Genomic DNA, 23,354 nt, shown 5'->3' on the forward strand with positions numbered 1-23,354 from the left:
GCGGCTTGCGTTGAGGCAATGCAGCGAGAGAAGCGTTGGGGTCATGCACCGAGAGAAACGTTGAGGTCATGCATCGAGGTATACGTTGGGCTGTGGGCATTTGGTCAATCGAGTCGTCAATCCATCAAGAAGTCAATCGAAGTAGATACGGCCACGTGATGGAGGCATGAGTGCGGGCACGTTAACGGTTCTATGGGTGCAGGCCCATTAACGGTAGGGGCAAGCACGTAAATTCCGGGCATCCCGTGATGCAATTCACGGCAGGCCATTACGTGAGCCGTCTATCGGGGCTTGGGGTCAGGACCGGCGTAAGGCGTGCGCCGGATGCTACCGTAGGGAAGGCGGGGGCCTTCGGCGGGCCATGTTTGAGCGCAGCCGCGCCAGCGGCGTAGCGAGTTTGGCCCGACGCCCGCCTGGACGAGGTAGATCCGGATCAAGCACGCCGTGCCGGCCCTGACCCCAAGCCCCGATAGACGGCGTATTCAAATACCAAAACGACCAAAACATCGAATCCCGTAAACACATTGATCAAACAGCACACAAGGCAAGCCACCTCTCCGATAATCCGCGGCGCTCAGCAGCCTTTGATTAGAACTTACCGATCCAATCCGCATAGGCGTCGATAAAACGCTGCAGGTAGACATTGCCATCCTTGCTTGGCACACCCGCCTCGTCGAACAGCAAATGCGCCTGGCTCAAATACGTTTCGGGCTGCCCCATGCAATACACATTCAGGCAGGCCAGCGACTGGCGCAAGTGATGGCTGGCGCCGAATCCGCCCTGCAAAGAGGGCGAAGCGCTGAGGATCGCGCCAGGCTTTTTATTCCAGACGCTATGGCCGGATGGCCTGGATCCGATATCTACGGCATTTTTCATGGCAGCGGGCATCGAACGATTATGCTCAGGCGTGACAAAAATGATGCCGTCGGCATCCAGGATTTTCTGGCGAAATTCGGTATAAGGAGCCGAAGGCGGTTCCAGATCGAAATCCTGGTTGTAGAGCGCCAACCCACCTATCTCGACTATTTCGAGTGTCAGCGACGGAGGCGCCAGCCGGATCAGGGCCTGCGCCGCTTTGCGATTGAGGGAATCCCGACGCAGGCTGCCTACGATGACGGCTATGTGTTTACTCATGATGACAAATTCCTTTCCAAGTAACAGGCGTTGTTGTTGCGGGCAAGTTTATCCGCATTCAGGCCAACGCCGGGTAATCATTCAATACCGGGCCATGGCAGCGGCGGCGGCATCAGGCGCGGCCCGGAAAGGCCCGCCACATTCCCGTACCGCTCGCCGCCGCGTTCCCAGTCGTGCTGTGCTCTGGCTATTTCAACTTTGTCGTGCCCGACAAAATTCCACCAGATCAGGATTTCTTCGTTCAAGGGCTCGCCACCCACCATCAAAACGCGCCCGCCGCTCGACATGCTGAACTCGACGCTGCTGCGTCCGATGCCCAGATACGCCAATTCATTCAAGCCTATGGCTTCCGTGCCGACTTGCAGCGAACCTTCAAGCGGCAGCATGGCGTATTCGAAATCCGGCCTCAATGGCAATGTCAGGGAAGCCGGCTCCGAAGCCAATAGCTCGACTCCCAGCAAAGGAGAAAAGGTGCGCGCCGGCGCCGTATGCCCGTTGAACTCGCCGACAAGCAAGGTGCAGGCCACGCCTTGCTCGGTCCAGTTGGGCAAATGAGGGTAGTGATCAAAAGCCGGGGCGATCTGGCTGTATTCAGCAGGCAGGGCAATCCAGAGCTGGGCGGCATGCAAACGAGCCTGCCCAGGCAAGGATTGCTCGGTGTGCGCGATGCCGCGGCCGGCCGTCATGAGATTCACCTGACCCGGGCGTATGACCTGGCTGTTGCCCAGACTATCGGTGTGCAAGACCTCGCCCTCTATCATCCACGTGAAGGTCTGCAGGCCGATATGGGGATGCGGCCCCACCTGCATGCCAGGCTCGCCTTTCGCGAAATCGGCAGGGCCGGCGTGATCCAGAAAGCACCACGCACCCACCAGGCGGCGCTGTCGCGACGGCAGCGCCCGGGCAACCGGAATGCCGCCTACATCGGCAATGCGCGCGCCGATCCGCTGCAGTGCCTGAAAATTTCCATCGGTCGATGCTGTTTGCGATACGGCTGCAATACTGGGGTCGGGCTTGCTCATTGTTTACTCCAATTGAGATTCCGGCGGCCGGGGCGCATAAAAAATCCCAGATACCGTACAAGGCTATCTGGGATTCTACTCTGGGCGACCCGGCAGGAGCCTGATCGTCCAGAGCCTTACGAATTACCGCGCACTGCTTACTGCCCTTCCAAAAAGCTCTTGAGCTTGTCGGCCCGGCTGGGGTGACGCAATTTGCGCAGAGCCTTGGCTTCTATCTGGCGGATACGTTCGCGAGTCACGTCGAACTGCTTGCCGACTTCTTCCAGGGTCTGGTCGGTGCTCATTTCAATGCCGAAGCGCATGCGCAGGACCTTGGCTTCGCGTGGAGTAAGCGAATCGAGGACCTCTTTGACGACGTCGCGCATCGAACCATGCAAGGCAAACTCGGACGGTGACAGAGTGCCCGTATCTTCAATGAAATCGCCCAGATGCGAATCGTCGTCATCGCCTATGGGGGTTTCCATGGAGATGGGCTCTTTGGCGATCTTGAGGATCTTGCGCACCTTGTCTTCAGGCATATCCATTTTTTGCGCCAGCGTAGCAGGATCGGGCTCGGCGCCGGTTTCCTGCAGGATCTGGCGATTGATGCGGTTCATTTTATTGATCGTTTCGATCATGTGAACCGGAATCCGGATCGTGCGGGCCTGATCGGCAATGGAGCGCGTGATGGCCTGGCGTATCCACCATGTCGCATAGGTGGAAAACTTGTAGCCGCGACGGTATTCGAATTTATCAACCGCCTTCATAAGGCCGATATTGCCCTCCTGGATCAGATCCAGGAACTGCAAACCGCGATTGGTATATTTCTTGGCAATGGAAATTACCAGACGCAAGTTGGCCTCGGTCATTTCGCGCTTGGCCTTGCGTGCCTTGGCCTCGCCGGTAGCCATGCGTTTGTTGACGTCCTTCAGATCTTTCAGGGGCAGCACGACGCTGACCTGCAAATCGATAAGCTTCTGCTGCAGTTCCTGTACCGCCGGGATATGGCGTTCGAGCGTTTCGGAATACGCATGGTTGGCTGCCACCTCGGCCAGTACCCAGTCGAGATTGGTTTCGTTGCCGGGAAAGGCCTTGATGAAATAGGCGCGCGGCATGCCCGCGCGATCGACGCAGGTATGCAGCACGGCGCGTTCGAGCTTGCGCACTTCGGCAACCTGATCGCGCAGCGTATCGGCAAGCCTTTCGACCATTTTCGCCGTAAAGCGTATGCCGATCAGTTCGCTCAGGATCGCTTCCTGGGCCTGAATATAGGAATGCGCTTCGTAGCCTTCTTTTTCGAAGGCTCTGCGCATTTTTTCGAACCAGTCGGCAATCACCTCGAATTTTTTAAGCGACTTCACGCGCAAGTCTTCAAGCTGCTTGCTGCTCATGCCGCCCGCCGGGCCGTCTTCGTTCTCGTCGCTTTCCACCGTGACGCCCGCACCCGCGTATTCTTCGCCTTCCTGGTCGATCAGGCCATCGACGATTTCATCGATTTGCGCCGTACCTTCACGCACGCGCTGAATGTGATTGAGGATTTCGTTGACCGTGGTCGGGCACGCGGCAATCGCCATGACCATGTGCTTGAGGCCATCTTCAATGCGTTTGGCGATTTCGATTTCGCCTTCGCGAGTCAGCAATTCGACCGTACCCATTTCACGCATGTACATGCGCACCGGATCGGTCGTGCGACCGAAATCGGAATCCACGGTCGTCAGCGCGGCTTCGGCTTCGTCTTCGACATCGTCGTCGTTGGAGGCCACTGGAGCATTGTCGCTCAGGAGCAGCGTTTCAGCATCGGGAGCCTGGTCGTAAACCGAAATCCCCATGTCGCTGAATGTGCTGATAATGCCATCGATGGCCTCGGCATCGACCAGGTCGTCGGGCAGGTGATCGTTGATCTCGCCATAAGTCAGGTAGCCGCGGTCTTTGCCCAGCTTGATCAGGACCTTGAGCCGGTTGCGGCGAGCCTCCTGCTCTTCGGGCGTCATCTGATTGCGCGCAGGCGCATCCTTGTCGGCCTTGGCACGTTTTCCACCGCGCTTGGGCAAGGGTTTGAGATCGGGAATGACTTCGGCCTCGCCTTCAACGTCGTCGTCGCCGAAATCGGGCGCATCGTTGTTGGCATTCTTTGCGGGGCGACCGGGGCGGCGTCCGCTGGGAATCGGGCGAGCGGCGGCAGCTTTGGGCGCTTTTTCGGTTTTTCCGGACTCACCGGCCCCTGCCGCTTTTTTAGCAGCCGCTTTTTTTACCGCTTCCTGTTTGGCAGGTGCTTTTTTCACTGCGGCTTTGGTATCGACAGCCGTATCGGCCTTAGCGGCCCCCTTTACCTTGACTGCAGCCTTGTCGACACTTTTGGTCGCAGCGGCAGTTCTAGTTTTTTTTGCGGCGTTTTTCTCAGCCGCCAAAGAGGTTTTACCAGTAGCTTGGGTCATAGTCGCTTCCGTAGGCGCAAACGCACTCGGTTAGTCAAAATGCCAACCGAATGTTGCAGGGCAGAACTTACTTATCACAGAGACTCGGCATAAAGAGCAGAATTCGGATGTTGAACGCGAAGCCCGTAATTTGGAATTCCTTGACACTATGGTTGCAAGGCACGGGGGAGCTTCGAATTCAAAACACCATCACTCGGCGATGGCGTGGCGGCAAAGAGCCACAACAATATGCAAAGACCCTGCGAAAACTCTCTATTTTACAATAATTAGCGCGAAGAGGCATTATTTAACAGCGCAATTCGTCGCGTCAATTCCTGATACCGCTTGCGGGCGGCATCGTCTTGCAAACCGGACTGTATCAGGGCGGATTGCTCGGCCTTGATGGCCTCGAGCTCGATACGATGCAAAGCGTCGTTCCACTCGGTTTGCGGATCCGGCAAATCGTCCTGATCGAGCAATTCGGTCGACAGGGAGCTCAATACGCCAGCCAGATCGGATTCGGGATCGGCGGCCTGGAACAAGGCACCCACGTGCCGGGCACCGCTGGTATGGGCCAGGACGATCAGTTCCCTGACAAGTACCAGATGGGGGCCCTGCTCCAGAATTTCAAGCTGTTGGTCGCCCAGACTGTTGACCAGTTCAGGATGCGCCAGCAGCAGGCGCAACAAACGCTTCGCCATGGGAGTGACCGAACGGCGGTTATTACCGGTCGGCGCTGCGCGGTTTGCGCGGCCCCGGCCAGCCGAAACATTGGGACTATAGGGTTCACTATCGTCAGCGGCAAAAACAGGTATATCGGCCCACTCGGGCGGTGCATCGCCGCCCGATATCCCGGTTTCGCGGGGCGCCGCCGGCACAGCCAAAGGCTTGGGAGCCGGCATGGCGGCCAGCATTGCAGCCAGTTCTTCCGGAGTAAGCTGCACCCGCTTGGCAAATTCACGTTCAATCTGCATGCGCAGCGTAGTGCCTTCCGGCAGCATCGCCAGCAGCGGCTTGGCCTCGTGCACGCACGCAGCACGCCCCTCGGCTTCGTCCATGGGATGACGCCCGGCCAACTCTTCCAGCATGAACCGCGACAAGGGCACGGCCTCGCCCACGGCGGCGCGAAAAGCCTCGGCACCGAATTCACGCACGTAGGAATCCGGATCATGCTCGGCGGGCAAAAACAGGAACCGGACCGACACATCGTCGCGCAGCATTGGCAAAGAGGCCTGCAGGGCACGCCAGGCCGCGCGGCGGCCTGCCGCGTCGCCATCGAAACTGAAAATAATCTTGTCGCTTGTACGCAACAATTTTTGGATATGCTGCGAGGTCGTTGCCGTGCCCAGCGTGGCAACCGCGTTCTCTACGCCCTGCTGCGCCAGCCCGACCACATCCATGTACCCTTCGACCACCAGCACATAGCCTTCAGACCGTATACCCGTGCGCCCTTCCCACATGCCATACAATTCATGGCCTTTTGAAAAAAGTGAAGTTTCAGGCGAATTCAGATACTTGGGCTCGCCTTTGCCAATGATGCGCCCGCCAAACCCGATCAGGTTCCCACGCGTATTGCGAATGGGAAACATGATCCGTTCGCGGAACCGGTCGTACCGACGTCCGTCTTCGGACTCAATCACCAGTCCGGACTCGATCAGGAGCGGATCTTCATAGTGGGGAAAGACGCTGGCCAGGCCACGGCGATCGGTTCCCGACCAGCCCAGGCCAAAACGCGCGGCAATCTGGCCGCTAAGCGCCCTCTGTTTCAGGTAGCGAATCGCCGCTGGAGACGCCTTGAGCTCACGCAAATAATGCGCTTGCGCCAGATCCAGTATTTGCTGCTGGCGTGAAACTTCTTCCTTGTGGCGCTGGGACGCCGCGCGCTGCTGCGGGCTGCGGGATTCTTCAGGCACCGTCATGCCAACGGCTGCAGCCAGGGAACGCACCGCTTCCGGGAAGCTGGCCCCGGTGTGCTCGATTAAAAATGTAATAGCGCTACCGTGGGCGCCGCAGCCAAAGCAGTGGTAAAACTGCTTGGTCGGACTTACGGTAAAAGACGGACTTTTTTCGTTATGAAACGGGCACAAGCCAAGCAGATTGGCTCCGCCCTTGCGCAGCTGTACATATCGCCCGACGACGTCAACAACATCAACTCGGGCGAGCAGGTCCTGAACAAATGATTCAGGGATCAATACAGGCGCGGAGGCAGCTGTTGGCTGCGAATACGCTTGTAATGGCGCTTGACGGCCGCAGCATGCTTGCGCTTACGCTCAGCCGTAGGCTTTTCGTAGAACTCACGCGAACGCAGCTCGGTCAAGAGGCCGATTTTCTCGATAGTGCGCTTGAAGCGGCGCAAGGCGGCTTCGAAGGGCTCGTTTTCTTTCAGACGAACGATAGGCATGTAGTCTTTTGTATTAAATTAGTTAAAAATAAATGATGTAAACGACAACCAAAGAGTTTAACACGAAACACCTAATTGCGGACACCTTTTCTCACCCAGGCCTCGAGCTGATGAGGCCGCAAACTATCGTAATCTTCAAATGGCTGATGAATCCAGGGATTGGTCGGGAGTTTCTCGACAAAGTAATCGGGCGTTGCCCTGGCGTGGCCTTTCCACCATAACACCGCGCTCTTGAGCTCGGTGATTGCCGGAAACTGCGAGCGCAAGTGTTCGCCCACCTTGATGAAGGTAAGGCCCGTGTCCACCATGTCGTCGACCAGCAACACCCTTCCTTCGAGAGTGCCGCGGGTAATCGTGATGAACTGGGCGATATCGAGCTGCCCCTGCTGCGTACCGGCCGCCTCGCGATAGCTGCTGGTAGCCAGGATGCCCAGCGGCACATCGAAAATGCGTGAAAGCACATCGCCCACGCGCACACCTCCGCGGGCCAGGCACACTATATTGTCGAACTGCCAGCCAGCTTCGTGGACATTCAAGGCAAGCCGCTCGACCAGGCCGTTATATTGGTCCCAGCTAACCCAAAGATCGCGATCCGTGCTTGGGGGCAAACTCATGTAGATAACTCCTGTAGATACGCGATTTTAGCCGCCTCATTTGGCCAAGCACAATAAGCAAGACGCCGCAGGCAGGCACAATACCCGAGGCGAAAAGAACGAAACCCCCGATCGGCGACAAGCGGGGGTTCGATCGAAACCGGATATTCCGGCGTCGGCCCGCAGGCCAACGCCATGCCTCAACCTTTGAAGGGATGCCGCAACACGATGGTTTCCAGGCGATCGGGGCCTGTGGAAACCATATCGATAGGCACCTCGCACACGTCGGAGATGCGCTCGAGGTAACGGCGTGCATTGATAGGCAATTTGTCGTATTCGGTAATGCCCACTGTCGATTCGGACCAGCCCGCCATTTCTTCGAGCACAGGCTCGGCTTCGGCCACAGCGTGGGCGCCGTAGGGAAGCAAATCGAGAAACTCGCCCCGGTAGCGGTATCCCACACCGATTTTTATATGTTCGAGGCCATCGAGCACATCGAGCTTGGTGATGCACAGCCCCGAAATGCCATTGATCATGACCGAACGCTTCATGGCGGCGCCATCGAACCAGCCGCAACGGCGAGGCCGCCCGGTAACCGATCCGAACTCTTTGCCGACCGTCGCCAGGTGCGCGCCGGTTTCATCGAGAAGTTCGCTGGGGAAAGGACCCGACCCGACGCGCGTGGTGTAGGCCTTGGCAATTCCCAGCACATAGTGGAGGGATTGTGGCCCGACGCCGGCTCCGGCGGCGGCGGCACCCGACACGCAGTTGCTGCTGGTCACGAACGGATAGGTGCCGTGATCGATATCGAGCAGGGAGCCCTGCGCTCCTTCGAACAGGAGGTTGTGGCCGGACCGCTGGGCTATATGCAGGTTGCCGGATACGTCGGCGACCATGGGCTGGATGGCGGGAGCCAGGGACATGGCCTGTTCACGCACCTCGTCGGCGGAAACCGCCTTGGCCCCCAGGTACTGGGTCAGCACAAAGTTGTGATAGTCGAGCGCCTCGGCCAGCTTGTCGTCGAACACGGCCGGGTCGTACAGGTCTTGTACCCGCAAAGCGCGGCGCGCGACCTTGTCTTCGTAGGCAGGCCCGATGCCGCGGCCCGTGGTACCGATCTTGCCCGCCCCTTTGTGCACTTCGCGCGCCTGGTCGACGGCAATGTGATAAGGCAAAATCAGTGGGCAAGCCGGAGATATCTGCAGACGCGAACGGACATCGAGACCGGCCTCTTCGAGCTCGGCGATTTCCTTCAACAAGGCTTCGGGCGAAAGAACCACGCCGTTGCCGATATAGCAGGTCAGATTGGGGTGCATGATTCCCGATGGAATCAGGCGCAATATGGTTTTCTTGCCATTGATCCACAGCGTATGGCCGGCATTATGTCCGCCCTGGAAACGCACGACCCCTTGAGCCGACTCGGCAAGCCAGTCAACGATTTTCCCCTTCCCTTCGTCACCCCACTGAGTGCCGATCACCACAATATTCTTGCTCATGTTACGTATCAAAAAAGTTTTAGCCGTATGTATAGACTAAAAAGGGTTTAAACCACACGATAAAGCCGACAGCCCGGCATGCTAAATCGCTCTTACCTTCCATGCCCCGTTTTCGAGAACCAGTTCCCGATCAACGATGAATTCATCCAGCCGCTGCGACTGCCCAGGCAAGGCCTGGACCACGATCTCGCCCGCCTCGCGCAAGGCGCGCAGGGCATCGACCAGCAAAGGATCGGTGCCCCAGGGGGCCCGGACCGCCTTGGCCACGGCAGGCGCCTCGAGCCCGGACGACAGCTTGCGCAAATCGAGGCTGAACCCCGTTGCCGGCCGGGCCCGGCCGAAGGCCCTGCCTATGCCGTCGTAGCGACCGCCCTTGACCAGGGCATCGTGCCAGCCTTCGGCATAAATTGAAAACACAACGCCGGAGTGGTAGCCATATCCGCTGCCCAGATCGGCCAGATCGATGCCGAATTCGTACTTGGGCATGGCATGCACAAGGGTTTCGAGGTTGGCCAATGCCGCATGCACGGCGGGCAGTCCGGGCAAGGCGCTTTTGGCCCGCGCAAGCACTTCGACCCCGCCATACAAAGACGGAAGCACCAATAATGCCTGCAAGCTGGCGTCTTGCATATCGGGCAAACGCTTACTTAGCTCGACCAGGCCGGGTACGTCCTTGATGCTGAGCAGCGCGAAGATCTCGTCGGCCGAGCCGGCCAGGGCCGGATCCGCATCGATAATGGCATGCGCCACCCCCGGATGGCTCAGGTCCAGCCTGGCGTTGTCGACACCGGCGCGCCTTACGCTTTCGAAGGCAAGCTGGATGATTTCAATGTCGGCTTCGACGCCGGCATGGCCGAATAATTCGGCGCCAATTTGCAATAACTCGCGATCGGACAGCAGCCCCGCCGGCCGGGCATGCAGCACTGAACCGCAATAGCAAAGCCTGGTAACCCCCTCGCGATTCAGTAAATGGGCGTCAATACGCGACACCTGCGGTGTCATGTCGGCGCGCACTCCCAGAGTGCGGCCGGAGAGCTGGTCAACCAGCTTGCAGGTACGCAAATTGAGATCGCCGCCGGTCCCCGTAAGCAAGGAGTCTATGTATTCCACCAGAGGCGGAGCCACAAGCTCGAACCCGTACGTGCGGTACAAATCCAGCAAATCGCGTCGCAGTTCTTCTATGCGGCGAGCCTCGGCGGGAAGAATATCGGCCAGGCTTTCTGGCAACAACCAATTGGACATATGTCGTTCTGAAAAAGGCCTTCGAAAATAGCGTCATTTCCGCATCGATCGCGCACATCGGGCACGCACCGTGCCCGATGTGCGGCAGGCGAAGCGGTATGTGGATCCAGAAATGAAATGTGACAGACAAACAAAAAGCGACTGGAGGCGTAAGCCCGCCGAGTCGCTTGCGGAATAATCTGTCAACTTACATGGCATTGTACCCTGTTGTGGCGTACCGCCCAAATGGCGAATCCGCTTTTGTGGCGGATTCGCCATTTGCAGGAATCAAGGCGTGGCGGGCTTGACTCCGGAGGCCGAATTCCAGTATTTGAAAAAATCGGACTTGGGGCTCAGCACAAGCATGTCGCCAGGCTTCGAGAACGCCGCACGATATGCCTCGAGGCTTTTGTAGAAGCTGAAAAACTTGGGATTCTTGCCATAGGCCTCGGAATAAATCGAGTTGGCCTTGGCATCGCCCTCGCCTTTGATCCCCTGCGCCTGGGCATAGGCCTTGGCCAGAATCTCTTCACGCTCCCTGTCGGCCTGGGCACGGATTTTTTCACTATCCGCCGCCCCGGTTGCACGCAATCGATTGGCCTCTTGTTTGCGTTCCGCTTCCATGCGCCGGTAAACCGATTCGGAAATTTCAGGAGCAAACTCGATACGGCGCAAACGCACATCGACCACCTGGACGCCCAGCGGCTTGGCACGCGCCTCGACGGTCGTCAGCACCTCGTCCATGATTTTGTCGCGTTCGCTGGAAACCACATCTTTTACAGTGCGCACGTTGACCGAGGCGTTCAGGGCATCGCGGATCTGCGCTTGCAGACGTTCTTGCGCGGCACGGTCATTGGCACCGAAAGTAACGTAAAACAGGCGGGGATCGGAAATCCGCCATTTGACGAAGGAGTCAATCAGCAGGTTTTTCTTTTCGGCCGTTTGAATGCGCTCGGGATCGGTGCTTTCTATGGTTTGCAGGCGTTTGTCGAGCAACACCACGTTTTCAAACGGCGGCGGCAGCTTGAAATACAAACCTGGCTGGGTGATGGTTTCACGTACCTCGCCCAGGGCAAACAGCAAGGCGGAGTCGCGCTCGCGCACCACAAATACGCACGAAGAAAGAACGGCCAGGACGATCACCAGGCCAACCAGAGCGGGAAATAAACGTTGCATGATGGCCTCCTTAGCGTGAGAAACGATTGATCGACAAAGAATCCTGCAATGAAGCAGGCGGGTCTTTGCGCCGAACCGGCGAAGCCGCAGGTTTGGTCGTCGAGGGGGCCGGAGTGGTGGCGGCGGCCGCGGCCGCCGCTATGGGTGCATTGGCGTCGGTTTGCGCGCGCGACACCTGCTGCATGATTTTATCTAGCGGTAAATACAACATATTGTTACTCGACTGCGTATCGATCATGACCTTGCTGGCACGCTCCAGGATTTCTTGCATGGTCGACAGATACAGGCGTTCACGCAAGATTTCAGGAGCCTTGGCGTATTCGGCTTCAATACTGTTGAAGCGGGCCGTGTCGCCCAGGGCGTCGCCCACGACTTTGGCGCGATAACCTTCCGCTTCCTGAACCAGACGGGCCACCTGCCCCTGCGCTTCGGGCAAAACCTTGTTGGAATAGGCATTACCTTCGTTGATCTGGCGTTCCCGGTCCTGACCGGCTTTAACCGCGTCGTCGAAAGCCGCCTGTACCTGCTCGGGCGGTTGTACGTTCTGAATCGCCACCGTACTGATTTGTATGCCTGTTTTATAACGGTCGAGTATGCTCTGGGTGAGTTTTTGCACATCGGCCGCCACTTCGGTACGGCCCGAATACAAAATGAAATCCATGGGCTTTTTGCCCACGATTTCGCGCATGGCCGTTTCAGCAACCTGGCGCACGGATTCGTCGGGATGGCTGGTTTTGAACAAATAATCGGGCGCCCCATCGGACATCAGCCGATACTGCACGACAAACTGCACATCGACGATATTTTCGTCGTTGGTGAGCATAAGCGACTCAGGCAGAATCTTGTTGCGCGACGAGCCGCGAAAACCGACTTCAAACGTGCGCAATTGCGAAATATTGACCATTTGATGGTCTTCAATGGGATACGGCAAGCGCCACTGCAGACCCGGAGGCAGTGTGGCCTTGTACTTGCCGAATTTGGTTACCACGGCAACCTGGCCTTCCTGCACAATGAGAAAGCCGCTGGCAAGCCACAAGCCCAGAGCGATGATCAGGACGATGGCGATGACCTTGGGCGTGTTTTTGGGCATGGGCAGGAAACTGCCGTTGTTGCCGCCGCCGCTGCCGCCATTGGAGCTGCCGCCGCGTTTGGGTTTACGGCCGAACAGAGAACCAATGCGGTTATTGAAATCGCGCCAGACTTCGTCGAGATCGGGCGGCCCCTCGCCTTTGTTCGGACGGCGCGGTGGCTCGGAACCGTTATTATTGCCACGCCCCCAACCGGGGTCATTCAAATTAAATATTTTCGACATTAAACGCATTATTTCCCGCGATTTGATCTGACTCGACAATAGCCCCGCGCAAACCATCCAGGCCCGCACGCTTCAGGGCGCTCACAAAGACTCGCGCAATGGTACCATGTTCGTTACGCTCGACGCGGGGCTCATAACCCGCCTCGTCTATCTTGTTATACACCAAAATCCGCGGGGCCTCGTCCGCGCCGATGTCCGCAAGCACCTTGTCGACCTCGGCAATTTGTTCGTCACGCTGGTGGCTGGAGGCATCCACGACATGCAACAGCAGATCGGCCTGAATGGTTTCCTCGAGCGTAGCCCTGAACGCCGCAATAAGCGTGGGGGGCAAATCCCGGATAAAACCCACGGTATCCGAAATCACCACCTGCCCCGCCCCTTCGATCCAGATCCGACGCGTCGTGGTGTCGAGCGTGGCAAAAAGCTGGTCGGCCGCGTAGGCATCGGCACGCGTCAGGGCATTGAACAAAGTGGACTTGCCCGCGTTGGTGTAGCCTACCAGCGAAACCGACAATATGCCGCCGCGCGCCCGGGAACGCCGCTGGGTGGTGCGCTGCCGCTGCACCCGATCCAGGCGCTCGCGCAACAGGCGCACTTTGGCGCCTATCATGCGGCGGTCCATTTCTAGCTGGGCCTCGCCTGGCCCGCGCATGCCTATCCCGCCGCGTTGCCGTTCCAGGTGCGACCACATGCGGGTCAGGCGCGTGGAAAGATGCTGCAGCTGAGCCAGTTCAACCTGCAGCTTGCCTTCATGGCTTTTGGCACGCAAGGCAAAAATATCCAGGATCAGGGCAACCCGATCGACCACCCGGCGATTGAAGCCACGCTCGAGGTTGCGTTGCTGGGCCGGGGTCAGGGGCTGGTCGAACAGGATGATTTCCGCCTGCGTTTCGTCGGCAAGCAGAATTCCTTCTTCGAGCTTGCCCGAACCTATGAAATGCGCCGCGTCGGGGCGAGAACGGCGCGCAATCAGCGTTCCTGCAATCTCGGCTCCGGCGCCTTTGGCAAGCATGACGAATTCATCGGCATGCGCCTGGAAATCGGGACTGCCCAAATCAACGCTTACGATCAAAGCTTTCATGGAGACCTTATAAACGAAATGCCCGCCGGCGCATGGCACACGGCGGGCGTTTCATCAAGCGGATGAAAAGCTGATTACTCAGCGGGTTCGTCCACTTGGAAGCTGACTGGTCGGGCCGGTACAACAGTGGAAATCGCGTGCTTATAAACCATTTGAGTCACGGTATTACGCAACAGGACGACGTACTGATCGAACGATTCGACTTGTCCCTGCAATTTGATTCCGTTGACGAGATAAATTGATACGGGCACGTGATCCTTACGTAAAGCATTGAGGAATGGATCTTGTAGTGTTTGCCCTTTGTTGCTCATTGGCGAGGCTCCGATTGTGTTGTTATTTAAACTGACTTCTGAATGCATAACTTTACAGGGTTTTCCCGCAATACGCCATGCGAGGGGTCAGGCAAATTAATTTTTTTGTGTATCACATTAATGTTTATTCAAAATTTCAGACAAGGCATTACATAGACGCTCGCATTCGCCGGGAGTTCCCACCGAAATGCGCAAAAACTGCTCAATGCGCTCTTGCCTGAAATGACGCACCAGAATGTGGCGCTCACGCAGAGCCTGACTCAGGCTGAGCGCCGAATGGGCCGGATGGCGGGCAAACACGAAATTGGCCAGGGTCGGCAGCACGTCAAAACCCAGCACGGTCAAACGCGCCACAAGCTGTTCACGAGCGGCGATGACGGCCTGGCGAGTCTGCTCGAAATAGGCGGTATCCTGAATTGCGGCCAGCGCCCCCACCTGGGCCAGGCGGTCGAGCGGATAAGAATTGAAGCTATCCTTGATGCGCAGCAAACCATTGACGACCTGCTTCCCGGCCAACGCAAACCCCACCCGCAGGCCCGCCAGCGAGCGCGATTTGGAGAGGGTCTGGATCACGACCAGATTGTCGTAGCGAGCCAGCAGCGGAATCGCGGTCTGGGCGCCAAAATCGACATAGGCCTCATCGACCACGACGGCGGAATCAGGATTGGCCTTGAGAATCAGCTCGATTTCAGCCAACCCCAGTGCTATGCCCGTAGGCGCGTTCGGGTTGGCAAAAATAATGCCCGCCGCCGGTACATCGCGTCTGGCCGTGTAATCGGCAACCCGAATCGAAAAATCGGCGGCCAAAGGAATGATTTCGTGCGGAACCTGATACAGGCGGCAATAGCTGCGATAGAAACTGTAGCTGATGTCGGGCATCAGCAAAGGCCGGCCGGCCTTCCTGAACAGACCGTTAAAGACATGGGCCAGGATTTCATCCGAGCCATTGCCCAGAAACACCTGATCGGCCTCGACATCGCACAGGGCTGCAATCGCTTCACGCAGAGCGGTGGCGGCGGGATCCGGATAAAGCCGCAGGCGATCGTCGGTGGCCGCCTTGATGGCGTCGACAACGCGCGGCGACGGGCCGTACGGATGCTCGTTGGTATTGAGTTTGAGCAGATCGCTGATCCCCGGTTGTTCGCCGGGTGTATACGGTGCAAGATCGGCGACGTGGTCGCTCCAGAAGCGGCTCAATTAAGACCCCTGTACATACGGGTTGTGAGAAGATTTGAATTCGATGCGCAACGGCGTGCCGTCAAGTTTGAACGCCGCGCGAAACCGGGTTTCGAGGTAGCGCCGGTACGAATCGGAAATGGCATCGAGCGCATTGCCGTGTATGACGATAAGCGGCGGATTCTGCCCACCCTGGTGCGCATAGCGCATTTTGGGGCGGAATATCCCTTTGCGCGGCGGCGGCTGCTGTTCGACGGCCGCCTGCAGTTCGCGGGTTAGCTTAGGTGTGGACAGCTTGGCAAACGCAGCCGCATGGGCGGCATTGACCGATTTGAGCAAGGCATTGACACCCTGCCCTTTCAGCGCCGATACCGTATGCATTTTGGCAAAAGACAAAAACCGCAGTTTGCGTTCGAACTCGCGTTGTATGCGCTCGCGCTGCTCGCCGTCCAGGCCGTCCCATTTGTTGATGGCCACGACCAAGGCCCGGCCGGTTTCAAGCACGAATCCGGCAATATGCGCGTCCTGGTCGGAGATTTCCGTTTGGGCATCGAGCATGAGCAAGACGACATTGCAGGCTTCGATGGCTTGCAGGGTCTTGATGACGGAAAATTTTTCGATCGCCTCGAATACCTTGCCGCGGCGGCGCAAGCCGGCCGTATCGATCAGGGTATAGGAAACACCTGCGCGCTCGAATTCGATTTCGATGGCATCGCGCGTAGTGCCTGGCAAATCGAACGCAATGACCCGTTCTTCGCCCAGCAAAGTATTGATGAGAGTGGATTTCCCTACATTGGGCCGCCCTACGATCGCCAGCTTGATGCGGTGATCGTAGGCTTCGTCGCTATCGTCAGCCTGACTGCCGGGCTCGTCGGAATGCACCAGATGCGAGCCTTCGTCCAGGCCGAATTCGGCCAGCTCCGGTTTCTCGGCTTCGGCAGACCCCGGGGCCTCGTCGAGATAAGACAAGGCCCGTTCGATCAAATCGACCACGCCATCGCCATGCGATGCGGAAATCGCGTAGGGCTCGCCCAGGCCCAATTCGTGAAATTCGCCTGTCGCCGACCCATAGCGCATGCCTTCGGCCTTGTTCACCGCCAGATAGATCCGCTGGCCCGAGCGGCGCAACAAACGCGCGATTTCATGATCGTGGGCATTGACACCGGCACGCGCATCGACCAGGAAAATCACCACATCGGACTCGGCGATCGCCTGCTGCGTCTGGCGAGCCATCTCGAGCAAAATGCCGTCTTTGGCGACCGGTTCGAAACCGCCGGTATCAACGGCAATGAAAGGGTGATCGCCAACCCGCCCTTCACCGTAATGACGATCGCGGGTCAATCCTGAAAAATCGGCCACCAGAGCGGCGCGCGAACGCGTAAGCCGGTTGAACAACGTGGACTTGCCTACGTTGGCCCGGCCTACCAGGGCCACTACCGGCTTGAGCGTAATATTGTTCAATTGACACCAACTAATACTAAATTGCCGCTGGCGGTCTGCACCAGCACGCCATGGCTGCTGGCCACCAGCGGAGACGTAATGGGGTCGCTGCCCAGCTGAATACGGCCAAGCAGATGGCCATCGGTACGCGACAGGAAATGCACATAGCCCTGATAGTCGCCTACTGCCACGGCCTGCGGAACTACAGCCGGCCCGGACAGTTGTCTGTAGCGCAACCCGTCTTGTTTCCAGATCTGATGGCCGTCGGCCAGGCTGAACGCATAAACCACGCTGCGCTGATCGGAGGCATAAGCCTGCTGCGAATCGGTGGTCATGCCGGTTGCACTGGAAAACCGCTGTTCCCAGACCTGACGGCCGCCTTGAGCGACATCAAAGCACGTCATGCGCCCCTGATAGGTAACGCCACACAGCAATGATCCCTGAATCTGCGGCGAGCCAACCACATCGTTGATGCGCTCCAGGTCGGTAGCCCCTTGTGAGGTCGACACGGCCCCTTCCCATTGCACATTGCCATTGCGGACATTAATGGCAATCAATTTGCCGTTGGGCAGGCCGGAAATCAACAATCCTTCGGCTATGACCATTTGCATATTGGTCTTGAGCGCGAGAGCCGGCCCAGGGCGCTGGATATTCCAGAGAGGGGCGCCGGTATTCTCGTCGAAAGCCTGGATACGGTAATCGCTGCTGCGAACCACCACGACTCCAGCCCCGACCGCAGGAGGAATGTTCACCTCGCTGGTGGCCTTGGCCCGCCATTTTTCCTTGCCCTGCTCGTCAAAGGCTATGACCGAACCGTCGGGCGCGGCCACTGCTGTGACCTGACCATCCGAACCCACTCCCGCCGATAGCCCGGATTTGGCGCTGGCCTGCCACAGGACACGCCCCGAGGAAATATCCAGCTTGGCCACCGCTCCATTGGGCGCGGCAGCATAGACCGCTTCGCCCACGACGAACGGAGCGAAACCGTAGCCGCCGCCACTGCCTATGGCAGTGGACCACGCAATATGCGCCGAAATCCCCGCCGCGTATTCGGTTAAGGGCACGGGATCATAGCGCGGGTTCCGGTTGGAGAACATGGAACATCCGGCCAGGGCCGCAACACTCAGCACCAGCACGGAGCTGCGCAAGACACGACGAACACGGGAAGTCGACATAGAGTTAAGCTCCGCCTAAGGCATCTATTTTCAGTTGAATGATTTGAGCAACCGGGTCGACGCCGAACGCTTTCAGCGCCGTCTCCCAGGCAGTTTTCGCCTCGGCCTTTTTACCCTGAGCCGCCAGAATATCGCCGCGACGATCGGCAAACAAGCCCGCAAACGCAGCCGGCGCATTGTCAAGCTGCGCCAGGGCCGAATCGTATTGCTTTTGCTCAAGCAGCACACCGGCCAAGCGCAATTTGGCCAAGGGCACCAGTGCCGCGTCCGAACTGTTCTTTATGAGCCATTCGAGCTGTTCGCGCGCACCATCGAGATCATTGCGGGCCTGCAAGGCCTCGGCGGCGATCAGCAAGCCACGCGAGGTATAGCCCGATTTGGCAAACTCGGTGCGCAAGGTCTGGCTGGCCGCCTTGATGCGGGCCAAGGCGTCGCTGCCCTGCTGTCCGGTGGCATTTTCAAGGGCCTCGAAGTAGCTCATGGCCTGGGTGGCCTCGTGGCCCTGGTACCACTGCCAGCCGCGCCACCCGACAACCGACGCCACGGCCACAAACAGCAGGGCCGCACACAAAGTGCCGTAGCGGTCCCACCATGCACGCAATGCGTCCAGTTTTTCCTGCTCTTCCAAATCGTATGCCATGCGTCAAACCTTTAATTTCAATTCTGTAACCAAACGATCCAGGGGAATCGTCTCTTGCTGAGACTGGGGATCCAAACCCTCGGCTCTCAACCATTTAACACTCGCCGTGCGAGAGCTTAGCTCATCGGCGCCCAGAATAACCGCAACCGTCGCCCCACTAGCATCCGCGCGCCTGAACTGCCCCTTGAAGCCGGCAGATCCGGCGTGCACGATGACGCGCAAACCCGCATCGCGCAAGCTTTCTGCCACCTGGGCAGCCTGGCGCTGCGCCTCGTCGGACTGATAAATCATGTAGACCTGGCACTCGGCATGTGTTGCCTGCGCCTGAGCCTGTTCGCATAAATCGAGCAGGCGCTCCATGCCGATGGCAAACCCTACCGCCGGTGCCGGCTTGCCTCCCAGCAACTCGATCAAGCCGTCGTAGCGGCCGCCGCCGCAAACAGTACCTTGCGCCCCGAGACGGTCGGTGACCCACTCAAAAACTGTCAGATTGTAATAGTCCAGGCCGCGAACCAGGCGAGGATTCAGGCTATAGGCAATACCGGCGTCGTCGAGGCGCTTGCACACGCCATCGAAATGCGCCAGGGACTCGGCGCCCAGAAAATCAAACAGGCGCGGAGCATTGTTGGCCATTTCCTGCATGGCCGGATTCTTGGTATCCAGGACGCGCAGGGGATTGGTGTACATGCGGCGCTTTGCCTCATCGTCGAGCACGTCTTTATGCTGCTCGAGATATGCGATCAGCGCCGTGCGATGCGCGGCCCGCTCATCGGCCTGCCCCAGCGAGTTCAGTTCCAGGCGGATATCCCGCAGCCCCAGCACTTTCCACAAGCGGGCCAACATGACGATGAGTTCGGCATCGATATCGGGGCCGGCCAGGCCCAGGGCCTCGACGTCGATCTGATGAAACTGGCGGTACCGCCCGCGTTGCGGCTTTTCGCGACGAAACACCGGCCCCAGGGCATATACCCGATGCGGACGATCGTACAAAATATTGTGCTCGATGGCCGCCCGCACCATGCCGGCCGTGAACTCGGGGCGCATGGTCAGTTGCTCGTCGCTCAAGGCATCGGTAAACGAATACATTTCTTTTTCGACGATATCAGTTACTTCGCCAATACCGCGGGCAAACAGGCGGGTTTGCTCAAGCACGGGAGTACGCATATTGCGATACCCATAGCTGGCAAGCCACGAGCGTACTGTTTCCTCGAGCAGTTCCCATTGGGAGCTGGTATCGGGTAGAACATCTTTCATGCCGGTCAGGGCACGAACCTTCTGAAACGACTGGGTCATAAACTCTCTGTTATTAAAGCCCATGGATCTGAAAAAACGGGCCTTTCAATGCGAACCCGAAGCGCCGTAACGGCGTTCGACGTACTTTTCGACGATAGCCAGAAATTCCTGCGCAATCGATGCCCCCTTGAGAGTGACAGTACGTTCGCCATCGACGAACACAGGCGCGGAAGGAACCTCGCCCGTGCCGGGCAGGCTGATGCCTATGTCGGCATGACGGCTTTCCCCGGGACCGTTCACCACACAGCCCATCACAGCCACATTCATGGTTTCAACCCCCGGATAACGGGTTTTCCACACAGGCATTTGCTGGCGCAGGTAGCTTTGAATACTGTCGGCCAGTTCCTGGAAAAACGTACTGCTGGTGCGCCCGCAGCCCGGACAAGCAATGACCATGGGGGTGAAGGCGCGCAAGCCCATGCTTTGAAGAATTTCCTGCGCCACAATGACTTCGCGAGTACGGTCCCCACCTGGTTCCGGCGTGAGAGAAATACGGATCGTATCGCCTATGCCCTGCTGCAACAGCACCGACAGTGCCGCCGTCGATGCGACGATTCCTTTGCTGCCCATGCCGGCTTCGGTCAGGCCCAGGTGCACGGGATAGTCGCAACGCGACGACAGATCCCGATACACCGTAATCAGGTCCTGGACATGGCTGACCTTGCACGACAGCACAATGGCGTTGGGCGACAGGCCGAGCTCTTCGGCGCGCCGGGCGTTGCTGATCGCCGAAACCACCAGGGCATCGCGCATCACGGCCTGAGCGTCCCGGGGTTCGGCGCAGCGATTGTTGTCGTCCATCATGCGCGCCAGGAGCTCATGATCGAGACTGCCCCAGTTCACGCCTATGCGCACCGGCTTTTCGTAGCGGCAGGCAATTTCGATCATTTGGGCGAAATTGTCGTCGCGCTTTTTGCCTCCCCCCATATTGCCGGGGTTGATGCGGTATTTGGAAAGCGCCTGGGCGCAATCCGGGAACTGCGACAACAGTTTATGACCGTTGTAATGAAAATCGCCCACCAGCGGCACATGCACGCCCATGCGGTCGAGCTGTTCGCGGATCGCCGGTACTTCCTTGGCCGCCTCGGGGGTATTGACTGTGATCCGTACCAGTTCCGATCCCGCCTGAGCCAGCTCTTTGACCTGTATGGCCGTGGCAATGGCATCGGTGGTGTCGGTATTGGTCATGGATTGCACCACAACGGCCGCCCCGCCGCCAATTTGCACAGACCGGTCGTTCCACTTGACGATGACCGGACGCGTGGTGCGGCGCGCCGCCGTACCCAGAGATGAGGCGACGGGTTCCGAGCTTGCCCCTTTTGGATCTTGCATCATTTCTTTAAAGACTTCAGCCAATCGAATACCAGCCAGGAGTCGGGCACCCAGTTGCGCTCGATCGCGTAAAAGCCGGCAACGATCAATAAAATCAGGATAATGATCAGCCAGCCCCAAGGTCGATGCACAGGCTCGCTTTGCACGGAAAGATCGGCAGACCCCAGGGACGCCGGGCTGCTGACGGGAATAGGCCGAGCCCCGGTTGAACCAACCTGGCTGTCGAGCATCGACACCAGCGCATCGGTATCGGTCTCGAGAAAACGGCCGTAGTTCTTGACGAATCCCCGCAACGACACGCCCGTAGGCAAATCATCCCATTGTTCGCCTTCAAGCGCGCCGAGCTGGCGCGTGGAAAACTTCAGACGAGCGGACACATCGCCCAAGGAAAGCTGCTTGGCTTCGCGCAGGGACTTGAGCGTAGCGCCCACGCCCATGGGAGCCAATGCTGCCGGGCTCGACTCGGCTTCGTTGCGTAAAGGTTGAATCATCCTCGTTCCTCTTTGATGACGATGGCCGCGCGATTGGGCAAACGTTCATTGATGCGTGTACGGTCTTTGACGTCTCCGGCCAATTGTCCGCACGCCGCGTCGATATCGTCGCCGCGAGTTTTCCGTATCGTGGTCACTACGCCGGCGTCCATGAGGCGCTGCGCAAATAAACGCACACGCGGCATGGGCGAGCGCTTCAAACCCGATTGCGGAAATGGATTGAACGGAATCAAATTAAACTTGCATCGCACTTGTTTTGCAATAGCGACAAGTTCATGGGCGTGCTGGTCGGCGTCATTGACGCCGTCCAGCATAATATATTCGAATGTAATGAAGTCACGCGGAGCGTGCTCCAGGTACCGATTGCAGGCGGCCAGCAATTCAGCCAAAGGGTACTTGCGATTCAGCGGCACCAGCCTGTCGCGCAAGGCATCGTTGGGCGCATGCAGCGACACCGCCAGAGCCACCGGACAGTCGCGCCCGAGGCGGTCCATCATGGGAACCACCCCCGAGGTCGACACCGTGACTCGCCGACGCGACAGCCCATAGGCATTGTCATCGACCATCAGGCGCAAGGCGCCCAGCACCTGATCATAGTTGAGCAGGGGCTCGCCCATGCCCATCATGACCACATTGCTGATGACCCGATTGGCCCCCGCCCCGGCCGCTGGATCGCCGGTCCGCGCGCTTTGCGCATCGGCTTCGAGCACGCGTTTGGCATACCAGAGCTGACCGATGATTTCGGCCGTGGTGAGGTTGCGGTTGAAGCCCTGATAGCCAGTCGAGCAAAACGGGCAGGCCACGGTGCAACCGGCCTGGCTCGAAATGCACAAAGTGCCTCGATCGTCTTCAGGAATAAAAACCGTTTCGATTGCATTGTTTTTACCGACGTCGAACAACCACTTGCGGGTTCCGTCGGTTGAGCGCTGTTCGACCGAAACCGGCGACGCGGCAATCGCGCAATGCGCGGAAAGCTGCTCGCGAAAACCACGCGCCAGGTCGCTCATGTCGTCGAACGAATCGGCCCCGCGCTGATGAATCCAGCGCTGCAATTGTTTGGCCCGAAACGGCTTGCCGCCCCACTGGCCGACCAACTCGACGAGTTTGGCCGAGTCCAGTCCAAGGAGATTGATGGGTTCGACGGATGACATGAGTAATTCAGTAGTGACTTACTTTATTGTGCAAAAAAAATCAACGGCTGTGGATATTGCTTTCGGGAAAGAAAAAGGCAATTTCAACAGCCGCTGTTTCGGCTGCGTCGGAACCGTGCACGGCATTGGCATCGATGCTGTCGGCGAAATCGGCGCGTATCGTGCCGGCGTCGGCTTTTTTAGGATCGGTGGCACCCATCAGGTCGCGGTTTTTCTGGATGGCGTTCTCGCCCTCGAGTACTTGCACGAACACTGGGCCGGAAATCATGAAATCGACCAGGTCTTTGTAAAAAGGACGCGCTTTGTGCACGGCATAAAAACGCTCTGCATCGGAACGCGACAGTTGTTTGAGCGTAGCGGCGATAACTTTAAGATTGGCTTGCTCAAAACGAGCTACGATTTGACCAATGACGTTTTTTGCCACTGCGTCGGGTTTGATGATGGACAGGGTGCGTTCGATCGCCATGTAAGCTCCAGAAAATAAAATCGTTGGTTTTTACCACCCGGCGACAGGCG

Annotated in this window: 21 protein-coding genes; all 21 read right to left on the minus strand. The window is 58.2% G+C overall.

Going from position 1 to position 23,354, the window contains the following annotated elements:
• Positions 1-588 precede the first annotated feature (588 nt).
• A complete protein-coding gene (locus LSG25_RS04125) occupies positions 589-1,134 on the minus strand; it encodes an NADPH-dependent FMN reductase (RefSeq protein ID WP_232743447.1) in 546 nt (181 codons plus the stop codon).
• Between the two features lie 77 nt (positions 1,135-1,211).
• Positions 1,212-2,156, minus strand: a complete 945-nt coding sequence (locus LSG25_RS04130) for a pirin family protein (RefSeq protein ID WP_232743448.1) — start codon at positions 2,154-2,156, stop codon at positions 1,212-1,214.
• Between the two features lie 137 nt (positions 2,157-2,293).
• On the minus strand, positions 2,294-4,570 hold the full coding sequence (gene rpoD / locus LSG25_RS04135; RefSeq protein ID WP_232743449.1) for an RNA polymerase sigma factor RpoD: 2,277 nt from the start codon (positions 4,568-4,570) through the stop codon (positions 2,294-2,296).
• 266 nt (positions 4,571-4,836) lie between these two features.
• Positions 4,837-6,741, minus strand: coding sequence for a DNA primase (dnaG, locus tag LSG25_RS04140; protein ID WP_232743450.1), 1,905 nt, complete (start codon positions 6,739-6,741; stop codon positions 4,837-4,839).
• Positions 6,738-6,950 carry a 30S ribosomal protein S21 gene (gene rpsU, locus LSG25_RS04145; RefSeq protein WP_013742464.1) on the minus strand — a complete coding sequence of 71 codons (213 nt, stop codon included), beginning with the start codon at positions 6,948-6,950 and terminating at the stop codon, positions 6,738-6,740. The genes dnaG and rpsU overlap by 4 nt, the downstream gene beginning before the upstream one ends.
• A 71-nt stretch (positions 6,951-7,021) precedes the next feature.
• Positions 7,022-7,564, minus strand: a complete 543-nt coding sequence (locus LSG25_RS04150; protein ID WP_232743451.1) for a phosphoribosyltransferase — start codon at positions 7,562-7,564, stop codon at positions 7,022-7,024.
• Between the two features lie 179 nt (positions 7,565-7,743).
• Complete coding sequence (locus LSG25_RS04155) at positions 7,744-9,039, minus strand: adenylosuccinate synthase (protein ID WP_232743452.1); 1,296 nt, start codon at positions 9,037-9,039, stop codon at positions 7,744-7,746.
• A gap of 81 nt (positions 9,040-9,120) precedes the next feature.
• Positions 9,121-10,281, minus strand: coding sequence for an ATP phosphoribosyltransferase regulatory subunit (locus LSG25_RS04160; RefSeq protein WP_232743453.1), 1,161 nt, complete (start codon positions 10,279-10,281; stop codon positions 9,121-9,123).
• A gap of 267 nt (positions 10,282-10,548) precedes the next feature.
• Positions 10,549-11,436 carry a protease modulator HflC gene (hflC, locus tag LSG25_RS04165; protein WP_232743454.1) on the minus strand — a complete coding sequence of 296 codons (888 nt, stop codon included), beginning with the start codon at positions 11,434-11,436 and terminating at the stop codon, positions 10,549-10,551.
• Between the two features lie 10 nt (positions 11,437-11,446).
• Positions 11,447-12,757, minus strand: a complete 1,311-nt coding sequence (gene hflK, locus LSG25_RS04170; protein WP_232743455.1) for an FtsH protease activity modulator HflK — start codon at positions 12,755-12,757, stop codon at positions 11,447-11,449.
• Complete coding sequence (hflX, locus tag LSG25_RS04175; RefSeq protein WP_232743456.1) at positions 12,732-13,829, minus strand: GTPase HflX; 1,098 nt, start codon at positions 13,827-13,829, stop codon at positions 12,732-12,734. The genes hflK and hflX overlap by 26 nt, the downstream gene beginning before the upstream one ends.
• A gap of 74 nt (positions 13,830-13,903) precedes the next feature.
• The gene (hfq, locus tag LSG25_RS04180; RefSeq protein WP_217965235.1) at positions 13,904-14,140 is read right to left on the minus strand and encodes an RNA chaperone Hfq; all 237 of its coding nucleotides are present in this window, start codon (positions 14,138-14,140) and stop codon (positions 13,904-13,906) included.
• Between the two features lie 117 nt (positions 14,141-14,257).
• Positions 14,258-15,337, minus strand: a complete 1,080-nt coding sequence (gene hisC, locus LSG25_RS04185) for a histidinol-phosphate transaminase (protein ID WP_232743457.1) — start codon at positions 15,335-15,337, stop codon at positions 14,258-14,260.
• Complete coding sequence (gene der / locus LSG25_RS04190) at positions 15,338-16,768, minus strand: ribosome biogenesis GTPase Der (protein ID WP_232744557.1); 1,431 nt, start codon at positions 16,766-16,768, stop codon at positions 15,338-15,340.
• A 5-nt stretch (positions 16,769-16,773) separates the two neighbouring features.
• Positions 16,774-17,931: an outer membrane protein assembly factor BamB gene (gene bamB / locus LSG25_RS04195; protein ID WP_232743458.1), complete on the minus strand. Its 1,158-nt coding sequence runs from the start codon at positions 17,929-17,931 to the stop codon at positions 16,774-16,776.
• Positions 17,932-17,935: 4 nt separating this feature from the next.
• Complete coding sequence (locus tag LSG25_RS04200) at positions 17,936-18,571, minus strand: tetratricopeptide repeat protein (protein WP_232743459.1); 636 nt, start codon at positions 18,569-18,571, stop codon at positions 17,936-17,938.
• Between the two features lie 3 nt (positions 18,572-18,574).
• Positions 18,575-19,864: a histidine--tRNA ligase gene (gene hisS, locus LSG25_RS04205; protein ID WP_232743460.1), complete on the minus strand. Its 1,290-nt coding sequence runs from the start codon at positions 19,862-19,864 to the stop codon at positions 18,575-18,577.
• A gap of 45 nt (positions 19,865-19,909) precedes the next feature.
• Positions 19,910-21,196 carry a flavodoxin-dependent (E)-4-hydroxy-3-methylbut-2-enyl-diphosphate synthase gene (gene ispG, locus LSG25_RS04210; RefSeq protein ID WP_232744558.1) on the minus strand — a complete coding sequence of 429 codons (1,287 nt, stop codon included), beginning with the start codon at positions 21,194-21,196 and terminating at the stop codon, positions 19,910-19,912.
• Positions 21,196-21,687, minus strand: a complete 492-nt coding sequence (locus LSG25_RS04215) for a RodZ family helix-turn-helix domain-containing protein (protein ID WP_232743461.1) — start codon at positions 21,685-21,687, stop codon at positions 21,196-21,198. Before LSG25_RS04215 ends, ispG begins: the two co-directional genes overlap by 1 nt.
• Positions 21,684-22,838: a 23S rRNA (adenine(2503)-C(2))-methyltransferase RlmN gene (gene rlmN, locus LSG25_RS04220; protein ID WP_232743462.1), complete on the minus strand. Its 1,155-nt coding sequence runs from the start codon at positions 22,836-22,838 to the stop codon at positions 21,684-21,686. Before rlmN ends, LSG25_RS04215 begins: the two co-directional genes overlap by 4 nt.
• 40 nt (positions 22,839-22,878) lie before the next feature.
• Positions 22,879-23,304 carry a nucleoside-diphosphate kinase gene (gene ndk / locus LSG25_RS04225; RefSeq protein WP_232743463.1) on the minus strand — a complete coding sequence of 142 codons (426 nt, stop codon included), beginning with the start codon at positions 23,302-23,304 and terminating at the stop codon, positions 22,879-22,881.
• Positions 23,305-23,354 lie beyond the last annotated feature (50 nt).

The organism is Paralcaligenes sp. KSB-10 (assembly GCF_021266465.1).
GTDB lineage: Bacteria > Pseudomonadota > Gammaproteobacteria > Burkholderiales > Burkholderiaceae_B.

Bases quoted from the DNA above. Each gene is read 5' to 3' on its own strand.
- rlmN (WP_232743462.1), bottom strand. From the start codon at position 22,838: ATGTCATCCGTCGAACCCATCAATCTCCTTGGACTGGACTCGGCCAAA.
- ndk (WP_232743463.1), bottom strand. From the start codon at position 23,304: ATGGCGATCGAACGCACCCTGTCCATCATCAAACCCGACGCAGTGGCA.
- LSG25_RS04125 (WP_232743447.1), bottom strand. From the start codon at position 1,134: ATGAGTAAACACATAGCCGTCATCGTAGGCAGCCTGCGTCGGGATTCC.
- LSG25_RS04150 (WP_232743451.1), bottom strand. From the start codon at position 7,564: ATGAGTTTGCCCCCAAGCACGGATCGCGATCTTTGGGTTAGCTGGGAC.
- LSG25_RS04200 (WP_232743459.1), bottom strand. From the start codon at position 18,571: ATGGCATACGATTTGGAAGAGCAGGAAAAACTGGACGCATTGCGTGCA.
- hisS (WP_232743460.1), bottom strand. From the start codon at position 19,864: ATGACCCAGTCGTTTCAGAAGGTTCGTGCCCTGACCGGCATGAAAGAT.
- LSG25_RS04215 (WP_232743461.1), bottom strand. From the start codon at position 21,687: ATGATTCAACCTTTACGCAACGAAGCCGAGTCGAGCCCGGCAGCATTG.
- LSG25_RS04155 (WP_232743452.1), bottom strand. From the start codon at position 9,039: ATGAGCAAGAATATTGTGGTGATCGGCACTCAGTGGGGTGACGAAGGG.
- ispG (WP_232744558.1), bottom strand. From the start codon at position 21,196: ATGCAAGATCCAAAAGGGGCAAGCTCGGAACCCGTCGCCTCATCTCTG.
- hflK (WP_232743455.1), bottom strand. From the start codon at position 12,757: ATGCGTTTAATGTCGAAAATATTTAATTTGAATGACCCCGGTTGGGGG.
- rpoD (WP_232743449.1), bottom strand. From the start codon at position 4,570: ATGACCCAAGCTACTGGTAAAACCTCTTTGGCGGCTGAGAAAAACGCC.
- hflC (WP_232743454.1), bottom strand. From the start codon at position 11,436: ATGCAACGTTTATTTCCCGCTCTGGTTGGCCTGGTGATCGTCCTGGCC.
- LSG25_RS04130 (WP_232743448.1), bottom strand. From the start codon at position 2,156: ATGAGCAAGCCCGACCCCAGTATTGCAGCCGTATCGCAAACAGCATCG.
- hflX (WP_232743456.1), bottom strand. From the start codon at position 13,829: ATGAAAGCTTTGATCGTAAGCGTTGATTTGGGCAGTCCCGATTTCCAG.
- bamB (WP_232743458.1), bottom strand. From the start codon at position 17,931: ATGTCGACTTCCCGTGTTCGTCGTGTCTTGCGCAGCTCCGTGCTGGTG.
- hfq (WP_217965235.1), bottom strand. From the start codon at position 14,140: ATGAGCAACAAAGGGCAAACACTACAAGATCCATTCCTCAATGCTTTA.
- LSG25_RS04160 (WP_232743453.1), bottom strand. From the start codon at position 10,281: ATGTCCAATTGGTTGTTGCCAGAAAGCCTGGCCGATATTCTTCCCGCC.
- rpsU (WP_013742464.1), bottom strand. From the start codon at position 6,950: ATGCCTATCGTTCGTCTGAAAGAAAACGAGCCCTTCGAAGCCGCCTTG.